The sequence below is a fragment of the Metabacillus mesotrionivorans genome (assembly GCF_052171315.1).
Taxonomy (GTDB): Bacteria; Bacillota; Bacilli; order Bacillales; family Bacillaceae; genus Bacillus_P.
In genome coordinates this window covers 38770-55783 of record NZ_JBQMFF010000014.1, presented here as the reverse complement: position 1 = coordinate 55783, position 17014 = coordinate 38770, and the positions used below count along the sequence as shown (strand labels likewise).

The 17014-nt window shown below is 44.3% G+C and carries 12 protein-coding genes, 1 pseudogene and 2 riboswitches; of the genes and pseudogenes, 5 read left to right on the top strand and 8 right to left on the bottom strand.

Going from position 1 to position 17014, the window contains the following annotated elements; genetic code table 11:
- Positions 1-403: 403 nt before the first annotated feature.
- The 6 genes from ACTSEZ_RS20535 to ACTSEZ_RS20510 form a co-directional block, all read right to left on the bottom strand.
- Complete coding sequence (locus ACTSEZ_RS20535; RefSeq protein ID WP_369736097.1) at positions 404-1729, bottom strand: NCS2 family permease; 1326 nt, start codon at positions 1727-1729, stop codon at positions 404-406.
- A 148-nt stretch (positions 1730-1877) separates the two neighbouring features.
- A riboswitch (purine riboswitch) is annotated at positions 1878-1979 on the bottom strand.
- 80 nt (positions 1980-2059) lie between these two features.
- Positions 2060-3580 (bottom strand): glutamine-hydrolyzing GMP synthase, encoded by a 1521-nt coding sequence (guaA, locus tag ACTSEZ_RS20530; RefSeq protein WP_029286129.1) that lies wholly within the window; start codon positions 3578-3580, stop codon positions 2060-2062.
- Positions 3581-3721: 141 nt separating this feature from the next.
- Positions 3722-3823: riboswitch (purine riboswitch) on the bottom strand.
- A 31-nt stretch (positions 3824-3854) separates the two neighbouring features.
- A complete protein-coding gene (locus tag ACTSEZ_RS20525; protein ID WP_369736096.1) occupies positions 3855-6038 on the bottom strand; it encodes a transglutaminase TgpA family protein in 2184 nt (727 codons plus the stop codon).
- Positions 6035-7255, bottom strand: coding sequence for a DUF58 domain-containing protein (locus ACTSEZ_RS20520; RefSeq protein ID WP_369736095.1), 1221 nt, complete (start codon positions 7253-7255; stop codon positions 6035-6037). The genes ACTSEZ_RS20525 and ACTSEZ_RS20520 overlap by 4 nt, the downstream gene beginning before the upstream one ends.
- Positions 7255-8217: an AAA family ATPase gene (locus ACTSEZ_RS20515; protein WP_369736094.1), complete on the bottom strand. Its 963-nt coding sequence runs from the start codon at positions 8215-8217 to the stop codon at positions 7255-7257. The genes ACTSEZ_RS20520 and ACTSEZ_RS20515 overlap by 1 nt, the downstream gene beginning before the upstream one ends.
- 435 nt (positions 8218-8652) lie before the next feature.
- Positions 8653-9573 (bottom strand): LysR family transcriptional regulator, encoded by a 921-nt coding sequence (locus tag ACTSEZ_RS20510; RefSeq protein ID WP_369736093.1) that lies wholly within the window; start codon positions 9571-9573, stop codon positions 8653-8655.
- A gap of 132 nt (positions 9574-9705) precedes the next feature.
- Between ACTSEZ_RS20510 and ACTSEZ_RS20505 the strand changes: the two genes are divergently transcribed.
- Positions 9706-10284 (top strand): LysE family translocator, encoded by a 579-nt coding sequence (locus ACTSEZ_RS20505; protein WP_369736092.1) that lies wholly within the window; start codon positions 9706-9708, stop codon positions 10282-10284.
- A 124-nt stretch (positions 10285-10408) separates the two neighbouring features.
- On the opposite strand, the gene ACTSEZ_RS20500 is transcribed toward ACTSEZ_RS20505, so the two are convergent.
- Positions 10409-11458 (bottom strand): NAD(P)/FAD-dependent oxidoreductase, encoded by a 1050-nt coding sequence (locus ACTSEZ_RS20500; protein ID WP_369736091.1) that lies wholly within the window; start codon positions 11456-11458, stop codon positions 10409-10411.
- Positions 11459-11787: 329 nt separating this feature from the next.
- Between ACTSEZ_RS20500 and ACTSEZ_RS20495 the strand changes: the two genes are divergently transcribed.
- The 3 genes from ACTSEZ_RS20495 to ACTSEZ_RS20485 are packed head-to-tail and all read left to right on the top strand — an operon-like array spanning position 11788 to position 15958.
- Positions 11788-13548, top strand: a complete 1761-nt coding sequence (locus ACTSEZ_RS20495; protein WP_369736090.1) for a sensor histidine kinase — start codon at positions 11788-11790, stop codon at positions 13546-13548.
- Between the two features lie 5 nt (positions 13549-13553).
- Positions 13554-14699, top strand: coding sequence for a response regulator (locus ACTSEZ_RS20490; RefSeq protein ID WP_369736089.1), 1146 nt, complete (start codon positions 13554-13556; stop codon positions 14697-14699).
- Complete coding sequence (locus tag ACTSEZ_RS20485; RefSeq protein WP_369736088.1) at positions 14696-15958, top strand: ABC transporter substrate-binding protein; 1263 nt, start codon at positions 14696-14698, stop codon at positions 15956-15958. The genes ACTSEZ_RS20490 and ACTSEZ_RS20485 overlap by 4 nt, the downstream gene beginning before the upstream one ends.
- A gap of 57 nt (positions 15959-16015) precedes the next feature.
- Here ACTSEZ_RS20485 and ACTSEZ_RS20480 read toward each other — a convergent pair whose 3' ends face one another.
- Positions 16016-16570 carry a GNAT family N-acetyltransferase gene (locus ACTSEZ_RS20480; RefSeq protein ID WP_369736087.1) on the bottom strand — a complete coding sequence of 185 codons (555 nt, stop codon included), beginning with the start codon at positions 16568-16570 and terminating at the stop codon, positions 16016-16018.
- Positions 16571-16741: 171 nt separating this feature from the next.
- On the opposite strand from ACTSEZ_RS20480, the pseudogene ACTSEZ_RS20475 reads away from it, so the two are divergent.
- A pseudogene (locus ACTSEZ_RS20475) lies at positions 16742-17014 on the top strand (glycoside hydrolase family 68 protein); the annotation flags it as partial.

The window sequence follows — 17014 nt, the reverse complement described above, 5'->3', positions numbered from 1 at the left end:
TGTATTAGGCACGCCGCCAGCGTTCGTCCTGAGCCAGGATCAAACTCTCCGAAGAAAATTTGTGACTCATAAATGTTGCTGACTTAAAAATTTAAAACGTTTGGTACGCTTTTGGTTTTGTTTAGTTTTCAAAGATCATTTTTTTTGCTTCAAGAGCAACTTTTAAATCATACTATACTAGATTCATAAAGTCAACATCTTTTTTCAGAAGCTGTGTTGTAATTCGTTCGCGACAACAGATATTAATATACCACGATAACTTTGATGCGTCAACGTTTTTTTAGTGGTATTTTTCAGCCCCGTGCCTTTCTCTTAAAAAGCACAAGAGGTAATATACCAACACCCGCAGGTAAAGTCAACAAAAAAAGAGATGCCGCAGCACCTCTTTTTTTCTTCTATTCTATTATCCTGCCAAAAAGACAAAGTAGAGGATGAAGATGATGAACAATCCATACATGATCGGATGAATCTCTTTCGCCTTCCCTTTCACAATCATCGTTACCGGATAAAAGATAAATCCAATCGCAATTCCTGTTGCAATGCTGTACGTGAGCGGCATGGCAATGATGGTCAGGAATGCCGGTACAGCAATCTCAAACTTGTTCCAGTCAATTTTTCCGAGAGATGAAACCATGAGTATTCCTACTATAATAAGTGCAGGTGCTGTTACCGGCGCTGTGATGACACCGAGCAGCGGGGAGAAGAACAAGGCGAGCAGGAACAGTCCGGCTGTAACGACGGATGCAAATCCCGTTCTCGCACCTGCCGCAACTCCTGCAGATGATTCAATATAGGAAGTCGTTGTTGATGTACCTAAAATCGATCCAATAACCGTTGCAGCAGAGTCCGCGAAAAGCGCTTTGCTTGCTCTAGGAAGTTTGTTTTCTTTAATAAGACCCGCCTGGTTGGCTACCGCTACAAGCGTTCCGGCTGTATCAAAGAAATCTGCAAAAAGGAAAGTCAGTATAACTACAAGCATTTGAAGAGTAAACAATTGATCCAGATTTGCAAAAGCAGCACCGAATGTCGGCTCAAGACTCGGAACAGCTCCAACCACCTGAGTTGGAACGTCGATTAATTGAAAGATCATTCCCACAATCGCTGTAAGGATCATTCCGTAGAAAATTCCTCCGTTGATTCGCTTAACCATAAAGATCACAGTCACAAACACTCCGAAAATCGCAAGCAATGCGTTTCCGTCTTTTAGATTGCCGAGACCAACAAGCACAGCGTCATTGTTTGTTATGATTCCTGCATTCTGAAAACCTACAAAAGTAATAAACAATCCAATACCGGCTCCAACGGCATACTTTAGTTCCTCAGGGATTGAATTAATGATTTTTTCGCGGAGACCTGACGTTGTTAAAACGATAAAGATCAGACCCGAAACAAGAACGCCGGACAATGCTGTCTGCCAAGGGATGCCCATTGTAAGAACAACTGTAAAGGCGAAGAATGCGTTCAGCCCCATTCCCGGAGCAAGCGCTATCGGATACCTGGCTATGAGCCCCATTAAGAGGGAACCAATTGCTGCAGCAAGAGCAGTTGCCGTAAACACAGCTCCCTGATCCATTCTTAATTCATTCGGAAAATCAGGCACTGACGCCAAAGAAAGTGTCAGCGGATTGACGAACAGGATGTAAGCCATAGAAAGGAACGTTGTGAGTCCGCCGATAAACTCGCGGCGGTAGTTCGTGCCGAGCTCTTCAAACTGAAAATACTTTTTCATGTTAAATCCTCCTGTATCTTAACGCCGTGCCGGGGGGCCCGTGTATGAACAAACAGATAAGTGCAAAAAAGCGCTCCCTGCTGCAGAGGAGCGCTTGACGACATGGATATTAGACAGGTTGGCACATGTTAGAGTTATCCCAAATGCACCGAACTATATAACACCTCGTAGTCAAGCTCTTTACGGCAGCTTGGTAGAAACTTTTGGGCCATATCCCCAACTTTATACGACGTATTTAGACAATATTTTGATAGGTCTATCTTATCAGCATAGGCATAAAGTCGTCAACAAAAAACGAACATTTTATATAAAATGTTCGTTTTTGTTCGTTTATTCCCACTCAATTGTAGCTGGCGGCTTGCTCGTGATGTCATAAACTACGCGGTTTATGTGTTTTACTTCATTTACAATGCGAGTAGAAATGATCTCGAGAACCTCCCAAGGAATACGTGCCCAGTCAGAGGTCATGCCGTCGATTGACGTTACGGCACGGATGCCGATTGTGTAGTCATACGTTCTTGCATCCCCCATAACACCTACACTGCGGATATCAGGGAGAACGGTGAAGTACTGCCATACATCACGTTCAAGACCCGCTTTTGCGATTTCTTCACGAAGGATTGCATCTGATTCACGAACAATCTCAAGTTTTTCTTCTGAGATCTCACCCAATACGCGAATACCAAGTCCAGGACCCGGGAAAGGCTGGCGCCAAACGATTGCATCAGGAATGCCAAGCTCTGAACCAAGCGCGCGCACTTCATCCTTGAATAGAGTGTTAAGCGGCTCAATCAGTTTGAACTGCATGTCCTCCGGCAGGCCGCCTACGTTATGATGAGATTTAATTGTTTGAGCTGTTGCCGTTCCGCTCTCGATAATATCTGTGTAAAGCGTACCCTGCGCAAGGAATTCGATGCCTTCAAGCTTCGTTGCCTCATCATCAAATACATAAATAAACTCATTGCCGATGATTTTACGTTTTTGCTCAGGATCGGATACGCCGCGGAGTTTGTCCATGAAGCGGTCTTTTGCATCCACTTTAATGACGTTCATGTTAAAGCCTTCGCTGAATGTCTTCATTACGCCCTCAGCTTCATCTTTGCGGAGAAGCCCGTGGTCAACAAAGATACATGTCAGCTGGTCGCCAATCGCTTTATGAATAAGTACGGCTACAACAGAAGAATCTACGCCGCCGCTCAGTGCACAAAGCACTTTTTTGTCGCCGACTTCATCGCGGATCTTTTGAAGTTCAAGCTCAATAAAGCTTTCGATGGACCACTCGCCGCTGCATCCGCAAACTCCGAATACGAAATTGCGGAGCATATCGTTTCCGAATTCTGAATGGCGCACTTCCGGATGGAACTGAACGCCGTAAAGTCGTCTTTCCTCATTGCTGATTGCAGCAAACGGACATGACGGGCTTGTTGCATCAACGATAAAGTCATTCGGGATATCAGCTACAAGATCGCCGTGGCTCATCCACACGATCTGCTGTTTAGGAAGATCGGCAAAAAGGGCTGTTTCTGTTTGAACGTTCAATGTTGCTTTTCCGTACTCACGGTGATTGGCAGCTTCTACTTTCCCGCCAAGGTAGTGAGTCATCAGCTGCATACCGTAGCAAATCCCAAAAACCGGGATGCCCAGGTCGAAAATCCGCTCATCGCAGCGGAAAGCATTTTCGCCGTATACACTGTTTGGTCCGCCTGAAAGGATAATTCCTTTAGGGTTCATTTCCTTGATCTCTTCTGCTGTCAACGTGTGGGGATGAAGCTCACTGTATACGCCAAGCTCACGGATTCTGCGGGTAATCAGCTGGTTGTACTGACTTCCGAAATCCAATACGACTACCATTTCATCTTGCAAGTTGTTCACGGATGTTCACCTCATTTAAAAGATACCCTATAAAAATAGGATTCAGAAACTGAGCATAAAAAAAGCTGGAACTATACCTTCCAATCCAAAAAGAAAAGAAGGCAGAATTCCAGCTTTTACAGGTGTATATTCTGCCTTCATAGTCAGATTATTTGCGGCAATCCGGTAGAGACTCTCGAACCATATTATCGAGGATATATGAAGGGTAAGCACTATTAATTTTTCCCTATTCTAACAATCTCCCGCAATTCGGTCAAGATGCTATCTTTTTAATTAAATTTTCCCACAACTTCATGGATTTTATCCATTCTTCTTTCGAACTGTCTCCCCTGTACAGCGATTTTTCGTAGCTGGCCGTGAGCTGGGTCATATCCCGCATATCAAAAAACGAGTCGATATAACGGGCATAATCACGCAGGGTCTGCCCGTCCTGACGCTTCAGTCCGTATCGTTCAAGCTGTTTAAGAAGGGCATTGTAGGCCTCACCGTAGACCTTTTCGTCCTTCCGGTGCTTATACCTGAACAGGATAACGTACGGCATCCATCTTAATCTTGTTTTATATAGAACAAACGCAATGACCGCAGCTGCTGCCAGAATGAGATAAAAAGCAGTACTGCCGATCTGAATGTTGAACGGAAGAGGGTTTTCTGATGTTCCTCCTGAATTTTCCGTCCGGCTATCTTCAGGAACCGGCTCCCGCTCAGGTTCTCTTTGTTCCGGTGTTTCAGCTTCAGGCGTTTCGGAAGTATTCAGGTTAAACGTAAAATCATAGGGGTTTGTAAAGCTTTTCGTCGGCTCAAAAGGCACCCAGCCGATGCCGCTGAAATAAACTTCAACCCAGGAGTGGGCATTATTGTTTGTCACTGTATACTCTTTTTTGCTGCCTCCAAGACTCTGGACGAAGGAACCGTCTGAATAGCCTTTCACCCAGCGGGCAGGAATATCCGCAGCACGGAGCAGAACGATCATGGAAGTGGAGAAGTTATCACAGTAGCCTTTAAACGTCTCAAAAAGGAACTGGTCAACGTAATCCTCTTCCCCTCTCGGAACCGCAACATCCGTTGTTTCATAGGAAAACTGCGAACCGCCCAGGTACGTCTCGATTGATTTTGCCTTATCATAATAATTGCCGTTGCTCTCCGTCAGATTAAGCGCAAGATCGCGGACACGCTGCGGAAGCTCTTCAGGCAGCTGTGTATACCGGGCAATCTCCTCTTCTGAGAGTCCTGTATTTGATGTGACTTTCCGCAGTTCGTCAATTTTAAAGTTAGGAAAATTGTATGCCGTTTCGTAGGAGCCGGGCGGGAAGTAGCCTCTGTCTTCTGAAATGCGCGGTCTCATCTGTTCAGAAATCGGGTTCACATCAAGGACGGCATTCTCAGGAAGGCTGACAGACTGCACGCCTGCAGGGTAAATGATGTGATCATATCTGTACCTGCGGTCAATTTCCACACTGGCTGTCATCGGAACGGTCTCTGTCCCTTCTTCTGTTGAAAGGACCGTGATTTCATCCGGATCCATCTGCACATTATCCGCTTCAGGATCTGACAGTTCCCATCCCTTTCCTGTGTAAACATCTTTTGTCTCGACTTTCCAGTAGTGACGGTCTTCAGCAACAGCGGTGAAAACAGGAGTATTGTCAGCTACAAAAGAGCCGCCGAGCTGTTCATCATTAGGGCCGTAGCCAATTTTATTGACACCGCCGTTCGGTCCTTCATCCTGACTTCCGTAAGCCGTCAAATAAGGAACCGGGTCAGGCCACTGCGGCTCCGCTTTCGGGGCAAGAATTCCGATAAAAACGGCAGAACCTATCAAGGCAGTAAGCGGCAGAACCCACTTGACTGTCATATAGCGCTCCCTCTTGATCCGTTCCAGAATACGCAGCCTTTCCAGATATAAAAGACCAATCAGCACAAAGCCAATTACGACAATTCTTACAATGGCGATGCTTGCATCATACTCTGTGAACGTGTCAAGAACCGTGACATACACAAGAGTGATGATAAAAAAGAACATGATCCGCTTCTGGACAACGATCCAATAATTGATCAGGTACACAAGCAGCCAAAGCAGGACAAAGAACAGCAGCGTCCTGAATGGCGATGTTATATCCATCCATGACGCATTCATCATAAGAGCAATGTTATCTCTAATGTCATTTATAAACGTCCCTATCCAGGAAGGATTCAAAAGAGATCCTTCAAAAAACAAAAGATGCTGCACAAACAGAATATAGACGAATTTTACAGCAGCAGCGGTGTACCATTTGGCTCCAATTGAAATGAAAAAGAAGCTGATGCCGATAAACAGAACAAACACAAGGGTATTTCCTGTTTCGGTAAAGTCCTGAAGCGGTCTGAGCCACTCCCATAATAAAAGAAAGGCAAAGGCATAGTAGATGAAAATCGCTGTCTGTTTTTCAAATTGTTCACTCACAGCATGCTCACCTCTTTAAAGGCTTCTTCAAACCGTCCCGCTCCGACGGCTTTTGTTATGATTTTCCGTTTCATCAGCCGGTCCATCATCACTTTTTCTTCACTTGTTATCCGTTCACCCTCTTTTTTCACAAGAAAGACGAGCGCCGCATGGCTGCGCGATCCCAGGCGCTCAAGCTTTCTGACCAAATCAAGAGATAGGGCGGATGTGACAAGCAGAGGGGTCGCATTTTTAGACTGCCAGACAGGAAGCTCAGTTTCTGCAATTTCCGCAAACGATGTTCCGCTGTCGCAGTCCGTTTTTGCAAGGTGATAGTAGATTTGCTGCAGATGCTGTTCCGTTTCCTGAATGGAAAAAATGGACTTTTCGCTGCCGATGGAAACAAATCCAAGTTTGGCCCCGCTTTTGATAACTGATTTTGCCAGGGATGCCGAGAACGTGACGATTTCCTCAAATACATCTGATGGCGAGCGGTCCATCATCACTACAACATCATGACTCTGCATCTGTTCGAATTCCTTTGTCATAATGCGGTCGCGTCTTGCAGTTGATTTCCAGTCAATCCAGGAGAACCTGTCTCCCGGCTGATAATCCCTGATGCCGATAGCCATTGTCGTATCCTGCCAGAACTTCGCTTTTGAACTCGCTGCGCCCTGCTCAAACTGTTTTTCATTCTGCCTGTAGGATAAATCAACAGAATGCGGATAAACGAGGAAATAGTTTTCGGCATCGAATGTCACTTCTTTATCAATCAGCCCGAACAAGTCGCCGGTTCTGACTCGGACCTGTGTAAACCGGTGTTCGCCTCTTGGCATCCGGCTTAATTCGTAGCTCATGGTGATTTTCTTTTTAAACCATGGATACAGCAGCTTTTTCGGCTCCTGCCGCTCCTTAAGTTTGGAGAGTTTTTCCGGCAGCACATCCTCCACCACCAAGTAAAACAAGGGAAACGGGAAGGCACGCTCAATTGTTATTATCCCAATCAGCTTTTCTCCCACTGAAAACTGCTCCTGATTAATGGCCCTTGTGACCTCAAACGTCCGCAGCGGGTAGAGGGCAACGAGCAGTGAATACAGGGAAATCGGCAGAAAGCTGTAAAAAAGAAACCAGCTGACAAATCCCCCCTGAAACATCGCATATGCAAAGGTAACCGCCGTGAAAAACAACAGACTGACAAGCTTCCAGACATACCGGATTCTCAGAAAAAAACTCTTCATTAACGGCTCATCGACCTTTGCACAGGAACTGGTGTCCTGGAAATGATTTCAGTCAGCAGCTGTCCGGCAGACTTCCCTTCGTATTTCGCTTCGGACTTAAGGATCATCCGGTGAGGAAGGGTGTATGGGGCAAGGAACTGGATATCATCCGGAATCACATAATCACGGCCGTATAAAAAGGCATATGCCTGCGCAGCTTTCATAAGGGCGATGGACCCGCGGGGACTTGCTCCTAAATAAACGGACGGATGTTTGCGTGTTTTTGTGACGAGGTCAATAATATACCGTTTAACCGTTTCGTCCACATACACGGTTTGAATTTCACCCTGCAACTTAACAAGTTCTTCTTTTGTGATGACAGGTTCAAGTTTGTGAATCGGGCGCTCTTTTTCCGCAAGGTTCAGGATCTCAAGCTCTTCACCTGCAGATGGGTATCCCATTCTGATTTTGAAAAGGAACCGGTCCAGCTGCGCTTCAGGCAGAGGGTAGGTGCCTTCATACTCAATGGGGTTCTGAGTTGCCATAACGAAAAACGGCTTGCCGAGCGATTTTGTCACCCCGTCGACCGTTACATTGGCCTCCTCCATTCCTTCCAGAAGAGCAGACTGCGTTTTAGGAGATGTCCGGTTGATTTCATCCGCAAGGACAATGTTGCCCATGATCGGACCCGGACGGTATTCAAATTCAAGGGTTTTAGGATTGTAGATGGATACGCCAGTGACATCCGAGGGAAGCAAGTCAGGGGTGAACTGAATTCTCTTAAAATCCGCCCCCACCGATTTGGCAAGAGATCTGACCATCATCGTTTTTCCGACTCCAGGGACATCTTCAAGCAGAACATGTCCTTCCGCAAGAATTGCCACAAGGCTTAACACGGCAACATCGCGCTTTCCGACCATAACGTGCTCTATATTTTCAATCACTTTGCTTAATTTCGGATGCATCATTTCATTTTGAGCCATTCTCATCCTCCTAGGACCATTTATAGGGCATGTTGCTTAACTCTATACACATTCGAAATAAAACGACAAATTCCTGTTTCTTTTTACACATTTAATCTTTTCTTAACAATATCACGAAACCTTTTCCTCAAATCAAAAGTGAGCACATTCAAAGCAGATTCATGTCAGCTATGCCTTACCCATAATGTAAAAAAGCCGCTTCACTGGATGGAAGCGGCTTTAGTATTTATGCTTTTAGTTTACAGTCCCGCAATCAACCTGCTCTCCCAGAATCCCCATATTAGACGTCACTTTCTGGGAAACGGCGCAAATAGCCTCTATGGGATTCGCTTTGTTTTGTCCGAGCTGCGTAACCACATCTGAAAATGTCATTTCCATTTCCAACTGATATCGCACTATATTCAGCACTCTATTAATTATTTGTCAGTTCTATAATCAATTGGTTAATTCCACGATTTTATTTTGAACACCTTTATCCGCTTCATTGGTTGAATTTAAAACAAGCTCAACAAATGCTTTTACTGCTGGAGACAGCCATTTTTTCCTTTTTATCAGCATATGAGAATAAATTCGCTCAAACTTTTCATTGTGATGAATGATTTTCAATTCTCCCCTTTCTATTTCTTCTTTAACAGTAATGTAAGGCAATACAGAAAAGCCAATCCCACTCATAACAATCTTTTTAATAGCTTCTATACTCCATAATTCCATTATTTGAAAGTTGTATAGATCACGTTTCAAGAGATATTTTTCAAACATTGACCTGTAACTGCAGCCTTCTTCATTTGTGATAAAAAAATGGTTGGTTTGGTTTCTTTTGTATTGGTCAAAATGGTCCAGACTATTATTGCTGCTCACAAGGACAATTTTCTCCTCAAGCAGTGGATAATGATAGCATTTCTCCGGTTTAAATTCCGGATAGACCATAAAGGCGACATCTGCCCGTCCTGTCATCAGGTCAATTTGGTTTTGCCCGCATGTACCGTTGCTAAGTATAAGTCTGACATGAGGATATTTTAAAGTGAACTCTCTAATAATTGGGGACAGCCTTGAAATAGTCAGTGATTCCGGAGCAGCCACTTTTAAAACTCCTCCAAATTCATTGGCACCCCGCATATTTTTTATTTGTTCATGAGTAGCCAGTAGATCTTCGGCTAGGGGGATCAGTTCCCTGCCTGTATGAGTAAGCTGCAGCTTCCTTTTTACATAAGTGAATAACTCTCCTCCAATTTCTTGTTCAAGCGATTGTATATGTGCAGTAATTGTGGATTGCGTATAGCCTAGCTTAGAAGCAGCGGCTGTATAACTTCCTATTTCCACAATCGTCATAAATGTTACTAGGTGTCTGATTTCCATAACGTTTCTCCTTACCAGAAAATACTATCGAAAAAAATGATAATGAAAATAACAATTTCGATTTTATTTATCATCAATGTCATCTTACAATAAAGACTGTTCAATAGTAAATTAGAAAATGAAGGTGGATTTATGAATATAGCAGCGTTTCTTTCCTATGTAATTATTACTTCAGTTACACCAGGTCCAAGCAATATTTTAATGATGAATGAAGGACGGAAATTCGGTTTTATAAAATCATGGAAATTCAACAGCGGAATATTGGCAGGATTTGCATTATTAGGTCTTTTAAGCGGAGTATTTACTACAAGCTTATACGATTCGATCCCTTTAGTAGAGCCGTATTTTAAAGCAGCTGGTGCGGCATATTTACTCTACTTGGCATGGAGGGTGGGCTTCCGAAAGGGCTCGGGGGAAGATTCCAGCATCGAGAGATCTTCTTTTTTATCCGGGTTTATCTTCCAGCTAATAAATATAAAAAGCATTTTATTCTTTTTAACCGTTATGAGTATTTTTATATTACCGTACTATACATCATATGAAGCAATAGGTTTTTACTTATCTCTGTCTATTCTTCTAGGGTGGACAGCACTTTTATTGTGGTCTGGGTTCGGTTCAATGTTCAAAAAATTCTTTTCTGAATATGACAAGTTCTTTCGAGTGATCATGAGTTTATTGTTGGTATATTCGGCGGCAAGTATTTTCACTTGAAACGTTCCATATTCAAAAAAATATAAATACATAAAGCAATGTGATTTCCCCATAAAACGCATTGCTTTATATATGTTTTTACAGTTTCAGAAATCAAGAAAGATGCGCCCTCTCTATTATTCCGTTATTTCATCATCTCTTTAACTAATTCCCTGTTCCTCTTCTTAAACACTTCATTATGAGAAGAAACCATTGCTGCTTTTTGCGCTCCCGGCTGTATGTACTGCTTTGCCTTGTTCACGGCGTTTGCCGCATCCTGAAAAGCTCCCGCAATCAGATGCAGTTTGCCTTCATGCATGAGAATATCACCGGCTGCATAAAGACCTTCGACAGATGATTCGCTTGATTCGTTCCCGGCAATATAAAACTCCTCAGCAAGAGCTATGTTCAGGCTGCTGTTTTGCAGCAGGGCTGCGTCCCTTTCATATCCATGGTTAATCACTACTTCATCCACTTCGAGAAGGAAGGTTTCCCCTGTTTTCTGATTCGTCAGTTCTACCTGTTGAATTCGTTCGTGATCATCAGAAGCGAGGAGCTTTGTAATCGATGTATGGAAAAGGCACTCCGCTCTGCTGTTCATCAGCTGGGATACTTGTGCTTCATGGCCTTTAAGGGCATCCTTTCGGTAAACAACATAGACACTCTTTGCTACCGGCTCCAGTTCAAGCGCCCAGTCTATCGCCGAATTCCCGCCCCCGGAGATAATAACCGTCTTATCTTTAAAGCGCTTTAACGATTTAATCGTGTAATTCAGGTTTGATACTTCAAATCTCTCTGCCCCTTCAATTTCAAGTTTCTGAGGGTTCAGTATGCCGCCTCCAACTGCTGCTATGACCGTTTTGGAGAAATGGGTGCGGTCTGATGCTGCTTTCAGTACAAAGATTCCCTCTTCATTCTTTGAAATGGACACGATTTTCTCATTCAGCACGACCTCCGGCTGAAACGTAAGCCCCTGCTTAACAAGCTGCTCAATTAATTTTGCACCTGTGATGGGAGTCATTCCGCCTATATCCCAGATCATCTTTTCAGGATATACGTGAACCTTTCCGCCAAGCATCGGCTGAAATTCAATGATTTTCGTTTTCATTTCCCTTAGCCCGCTGTAAAAAGCTGAATACAGCCCCGCCGGACCTCCTCCGATGACTGTTACATCAAACAGTTCGTGTTTCTTCACGCCCGCCAACCCCTTTATGAATCATCTATTTATGATTAAGTAATTACGATTGATTATCATTCTCAATTAAATATACTCTGGATTCTCTTTTTTGACAAGGTGACGTCTGTTAAAAAATTCGGATTCTCCTTACATAAAGCTGAAATCATATTTATCCTTCTTTGTTTGCCCATTGTGCCTGAACGGGAACATAATCCTGAACCTTCCTGCAGAAAATAGGAGGATATAACGCCTTTTTCATATCATCCTTTGGCATGATTGACCCAAAGTGAGGGTCTGATATGATTTTAGGATGCAGAAAAGAACGTCCAGTGAAAGGAGCGTCCCGAGTGAAAAGCATACAAAGCCGCCTGCTGCTTATGCTGCTGGTATTCATTGTGCTGCCGTATTTCCTGTCTGTTTTTTTCATTTATACATATACAAAAAGCAGTGTCGAGCAGTATGAGCTTGAAAACAGCCGGGAGCAGCTGCAGGAAAATGCGGAGGAGCTCGAACAGTATTTTGAGGAGATGATCGACTTCCCGTCTCTTCTTTACCGTAATCCGGACCTGTTCAGGATCTTCAACAACGGATTTGAAGATTCTATCTACTTCAGCCCGAAAACAATGGAAAAAAGTCTCGAAACCTTTTATCTGATGAGAAAGGAAATCAGACAAATGCGTTTCTATATTGATAAAAATAAAGAAGCATTTACGCTGTATAATGCCATGATCAGCACGCGCAGATACCAGCCGGATTTTCTCGAGCAGGGTCCGGTGAAAGAACTGTATGCATCTGATCTGAATTACATCATTGATCCGCCCCACGCGCTTGTAAACTACAACAACGCAGCCATTGTTCCGGAATCGGATAAAACAGTGGTGCTGACGTTTCATCACAAAATAAAAGATGTATTATCCAAGAAATTTCTCGGAGTTATCTCGATTGATATCGACATGGGAGAATACGCGCGCATCTGCAATAACCTTGTACAAGGCAATGATTCTTCTGTCTTGCTGCTTGATTCAAAGAACCGGGTCATGTATTCAAATGACAGATCCCTGATTGGCGAAGTCCTTCCAAACGGAGAAAAGGAGCGTCTTAAAGGAAACAATCAGGATATTATTCTCTCTAAAGAGCTGTCAGGATCGTTAAAAGGATGGCAGCTGATTAAAAAATCTTCCAGTCAGGCTTTATATGAAGATGTCCGGAAAACGGCCTATACGAATATTATCGTAGGGATCGGAGTGGGACTGCTCGGTCTTTTAATGATTGCCGTTATTTCAAACCGGATTACACGTCCGATTGCAAGCCTCAGCCAAAAGGTCCGCTCGATTGAAGGCGGAAACGAAAATGTTCCGTTTGATGACAGCCGGGATGATGAAATCGGTCACCTTGAGTCTCACATGAAGGATATGATGAACCGGATCAACACCCATATTGACCGGGAATATAAGCTTGAGATAGAGAACAGAAAGAATCAGTTCATGGCGCTGAAATCACAGATCAACCCTCATTTCCTGTTTAATGCCCTGCAGTCGATCGGAGCGGTTGCCCTTAGGTCCAAGGCTCCAAAGGTCTATCAGCTGATCACCTCACTGTCGAGAATGATGCGCTACTCCCTTCAGGCAGACCAGTGGGTGCGGGTCCGGGACGAGGTGGATTATACAAAAGCATACCTGGCGCTGCAGGCCGAACGGTTCGGTGATTCAGTGAGCTATTCAGTCGAGATGGACGACTCCATTTTGGACATGACGATTCCAAGCATGATTCTGCAGCCGCTTGCCGAGAACTTTTTTAAACACACGTATGAGGAAGGGTTCAGCAGTGCCCACTTGCTCATTAAAGGTTCCATTCAGGACGGACATCTTGATTTTCTGGTGGAAAATGACGGACCCGGACTGACAGAGGACAAGCTTGAGACATTGCGGAACAACATTTATACGCCCCCATTTGAGGGAACCTATTCAACCGAACATATCGGCTTGAAAAATATTCGCGACAGGCTCCTGCTCCGGTACGGACCCGGCGCACAGCTGCATGTTGATTCAATGAACGGAAAAGGATTTTCGGTCCGGATGAAAATACCGGTCTCAGGAGAAGGGAGCTGAACAAGGTGAAGGCACTGATTGTTGACGATGAGTTTAATGTGCGGGATGTCATTCGTCATCTGGGAGAATGGGAAAAGCACGGAATTACAGAATTGCTTGAAGCAGGCAACGGCAAGGAAGCTAAAAAATGGATTGAAAAAGAAAAGCCGGAGCTGATTTTTACAGATATTAAAATGCCCGGCATGTCAGGCATGGAACTGATTGAGTGGCTCGATTCCATTTCTTATCCGGGGAAGGTCGTTTTTATTACGGGCTATAATGATTATTCCTATATGCGCAAAGCGATCCAGCACAGCAGCTTTGATTATCTGCTGAAGCCGATTGAATATGAAGCGTTTAATCATACGCTTGAAAAATCCGTTCAGGCCTGGATAGACGATTTTCAGCATGCGGAAGTGCTGGAAGATGCGAAAAAACTTCGAAGAAATCAGGTTGCAACATCTATCTGTCTTGGTGACCGTACCGATACAGAGAGCTTGGCCGAGTTTCTTCCCGAAGCAGATGACTATGAACTGACTTTGCTGTCCTTTTATCAGATGCACCAGCCGGAACCCTATATTCAGAAACTGTCAGAAGAACTTATGAACCGCAGACTGGGAAATGCTTTTCACTTGCAGACAGACTTAAATCTCTGTCTGGTGATCACCACCCCGAACCAGTGGCTGACAGCAGAAGAATGGATCAGTTCAGAGTTTGACCTCCCTGTAAGACTTGTCGAGGGTGAGTCAGCCATCTCCCTCACGGACGTCAGAACTTCCTTTCAGGAGCTTCTGAAAAAGCTTGAAAACCAGGAATTCAGATCGATTCACCGGCTGGATGAACTGGATGCTGCCCGCCGCATGGAAGATATCGTATCCTATGTGGATACCTATTATATGGAGGATTTAAGCCTGGAAAAGCTGTCGAACGTTTTCTTTTTAAGCCGGGAGCATATTTCGAGGAAATTCAAGCAGGAAACGGGAATGACCCTTTCCAAGTATATGACGGATTTGCGGATCAAACAGGCAAAAGCATGGCTGCGGGAAACAGATAAAACCATCTACTCCATCTCGACCATGCTCGGGTATCAGGATGAAATCTATTTTTCCAAGCTGTTTAAAAAAGTTGTCGGGATGACACCGTTTGAATTCAGAAAGGAAGCGGCGGAATGAAAAAGGTTATATATTTTATTGGAATTCTTCTGCTGCTTACTGCATGCAACAACGATGCTGCGCCAGAAAAACAGAACGTCAAAGAGGAAAAGATTACACTTGATCTGCGGAATCCTAAGATAGAGGTTTCCACCCAGTTCGAACAAATGACGCGGGCTTATGAAAGGGAGAATCCTCATGTTGAGATCCGCGTGCATACGGTTGGGGGCGCAATGGATGATCTGTCAGATTTAAAAGCGGAAATGGCAGCCGGCAGCGGACCGGATATTTTCACCAACACCGGCTATGAAAACGCCAGACTGTGGCAGGACTATCTTGAGGATTTATCCAATGAACCATGGGTGAATGACGCTTACCCCGAAGCTCTGGTTCCAATGAAACGGAACGGAAAGGTGTACGGCATGCCCGTCAACCTTGAGGGATATGGTTTTATCTATAACAGGGACCTTTTCAAAAAAGCAGGTGTTGCGAAACTTCCTGAAACACTATCTGAACTAAGAGCTGCGGCAGAAAAACTGAAAAACTCAGGGGTCACTCCATTTGCAACCGGCTATTATGAGGATTGGAAGCTGGGTGATCACCTAATGAACATCGCTTTTGCCCAGCAGGAAAACACCGAAGCATTTATCCAAAACCTGAACAGTGGAAAAGAAAAAATCAGCTCAAATCAAAACTTCGAGGACTTGCTGAATCTGCTCGACCTCACTCTCCAGTACGGAAACGACAACCCGCTTACAACTGATTATGCAATGGAAGTCGACCTTTTCACGTCAGGCAAAGCAGCTGTCATTCAGCAGGGAAACTGGATCCAGCCGATGATTGATCAGGCTGCTCCGGACATGGACATCGGCTTTATGCCCATTCCGATCAACGACAGACCGGTGAAGGAAGCGCTCGTTGTGAGTGTTCCAAATTATTGGGCCGTCAACAAGCAGTCCAGTCCCGAAAAGAAAAAAGAAGCTAAAAAGTTCTTGAACTGGATGGTCTCATCAGAAGAAGGAAAGCGGTACATGACCGAAGAATTCAAATTCATTCCCGCCTTCGATCATATTCAAGCAGAGAACCTCGGTCCTCTTGCAGAAGAGACCCTGCAAACCTATAAAGAAGGCAGCGCCGTTCCGTCCAACTGGTTCGATTTCCCCGTCGGAATCCGCGAGGAATTCGGTGAAGCCACCCAGCTTTACGTCGGCAGACAGCTGAACAGGAAACAGCTGCTTAATGAATATCAGAAATCCTGGGAAAGGTTTTCAAAGGAATAGGCATACCGCTCAAGGAGAGGCGGTATGCCTTTTTTATCTATACTTGTTTTAAGAGATTCATGCTCTTCTTTTCTCCCAGTTTTCTCTTGTCAGCATCATATTGATTGAATCGATCCATTTCCCGTCGTGCTCCAATTCATCTTTATCAATGCTTACTGTTTCAAACCCCGACTTTTCATACACTCTTACTGCACGAGGGTTAAAAGCGAAAACACTCAGAGTCAGACTGTTTAAATCTGTTTTTTCAAACATGTAATCAATGATCAGCCGGGTTGCTTCTGTTCCGAGCCCGCGGTCCCTTCCTCCCGCACCGATCAGGATTCTGAAATTCATGCTGCGGTCTTCGGCATTATACAGATTAACAACCGCTTCTCCCACAAGCACTTGCCGTGCTTTATCCACGATGGCAAGATCAAGGCGGTCGGACTGCTCATTTCTTGAGGCATACCATGTATATACTCTTTTCTTGTCATATGCAGCTTCACTCCCGGTGTACTTAAGTACCACAGGATCTTTTAAACACTCTTCTATATAAGGCATATCCTCTTCCACAAGAAACGGCCTCAACTGGACGAATTCTCCGGTAAGGACTGGTTTAACAGCAAAATTCATTCTTTCTCCTCCCCTTTCTTTATCAATTCGACAAATTCGACTCGCTCCCTCTTAAATCCCATATCAATATACGACTAAATTCAGGTCAATATGTGCCATACCTGTTCTCTCAGGACTGACCTATAATTCAAGTTGTACTAGCAATCATACAAAAAACGAGGAGGAAGACTTATGAACTTTAGCAGGCTTGCCAAACAGGCAACAGCAGTAACACTCAGCACAGGCATTCTTTTAAGCGGCGCGGTAACCCAAACATCTGCAGCTCCAAAGGATCCGGCAGATTACAAAGAAACGTACGGTACTTCGCAAATCACTCGTTCTGCAATGAAAGACATGATTAACCAGCACGGTGATGCAAGATACACCGTACCAAAATTTGACGCTTCAAAAATTGAAAACATCCCTTCTGCCAAGAAAACAACAGAATCAGGGGAAACGATGGAC

Bases quoted from the DNA above. Each gene is read 5' to 3' on its own strand.
- ACTSEZ_RS20505 (WP_369736092.1), top strand. From the start codon at position 9,706: ATGAATATAGCAGCGTTTCTTTCCTATGTAATTATTACTTCAGTTACA.
- ACTSEZ_RS20480 (WP_369736087.1), bottom strand. From the start codon at position 16,570: ATGAATTTTGCTGTTAAACCAGTCCTTACCGGAGAATTCGTCCAGTTG.
- guaA (WP_029286129.1), bottom strand. From the start codon at position 3,580: ATGGTAGTCGTATTGGATTTCGGAAGTCAGTACAACCAGCTGATTACC.
- ACTSEZ_RS20535 (WP_369736097.1), bottom strand. From the start codon at position 1,729: ATGAAAAAGTATTTTCAGTTTGAAGAGCTCGGCACGAACTACCGCCGC.
- ACTSEZ_RS20485 (WP_369736088.1), top strand. From the start codon at position 14,696: ATGAAAAAGGTTATATATTTTATTGGAATTCTTCTGCTGCTTACTGCA.
- ACTSEZ_RS20515 (WP_369736094.1), bottom strand. From the start codon at position 8,217: ATGGCTCAAAATGAAATGATGCATCCGAAATTAAGCAAAGTGATTGAA.
- ACTSEZ_RS20520 (WP_369736095.1), bottom strand. From the start codon at position 7,255: ATGAAGAGTTTTTTTCTGAGAATCCGGTATGTCTGGAAGCTTGTCAGT.
- ACTSEZ_RS20510 (WP_369736093.1), bottom strand. From the start codon at position 9,573: ATGGAAATCAGACACCTAGTAACATTTATGACGATTGTGGAAATAGGA.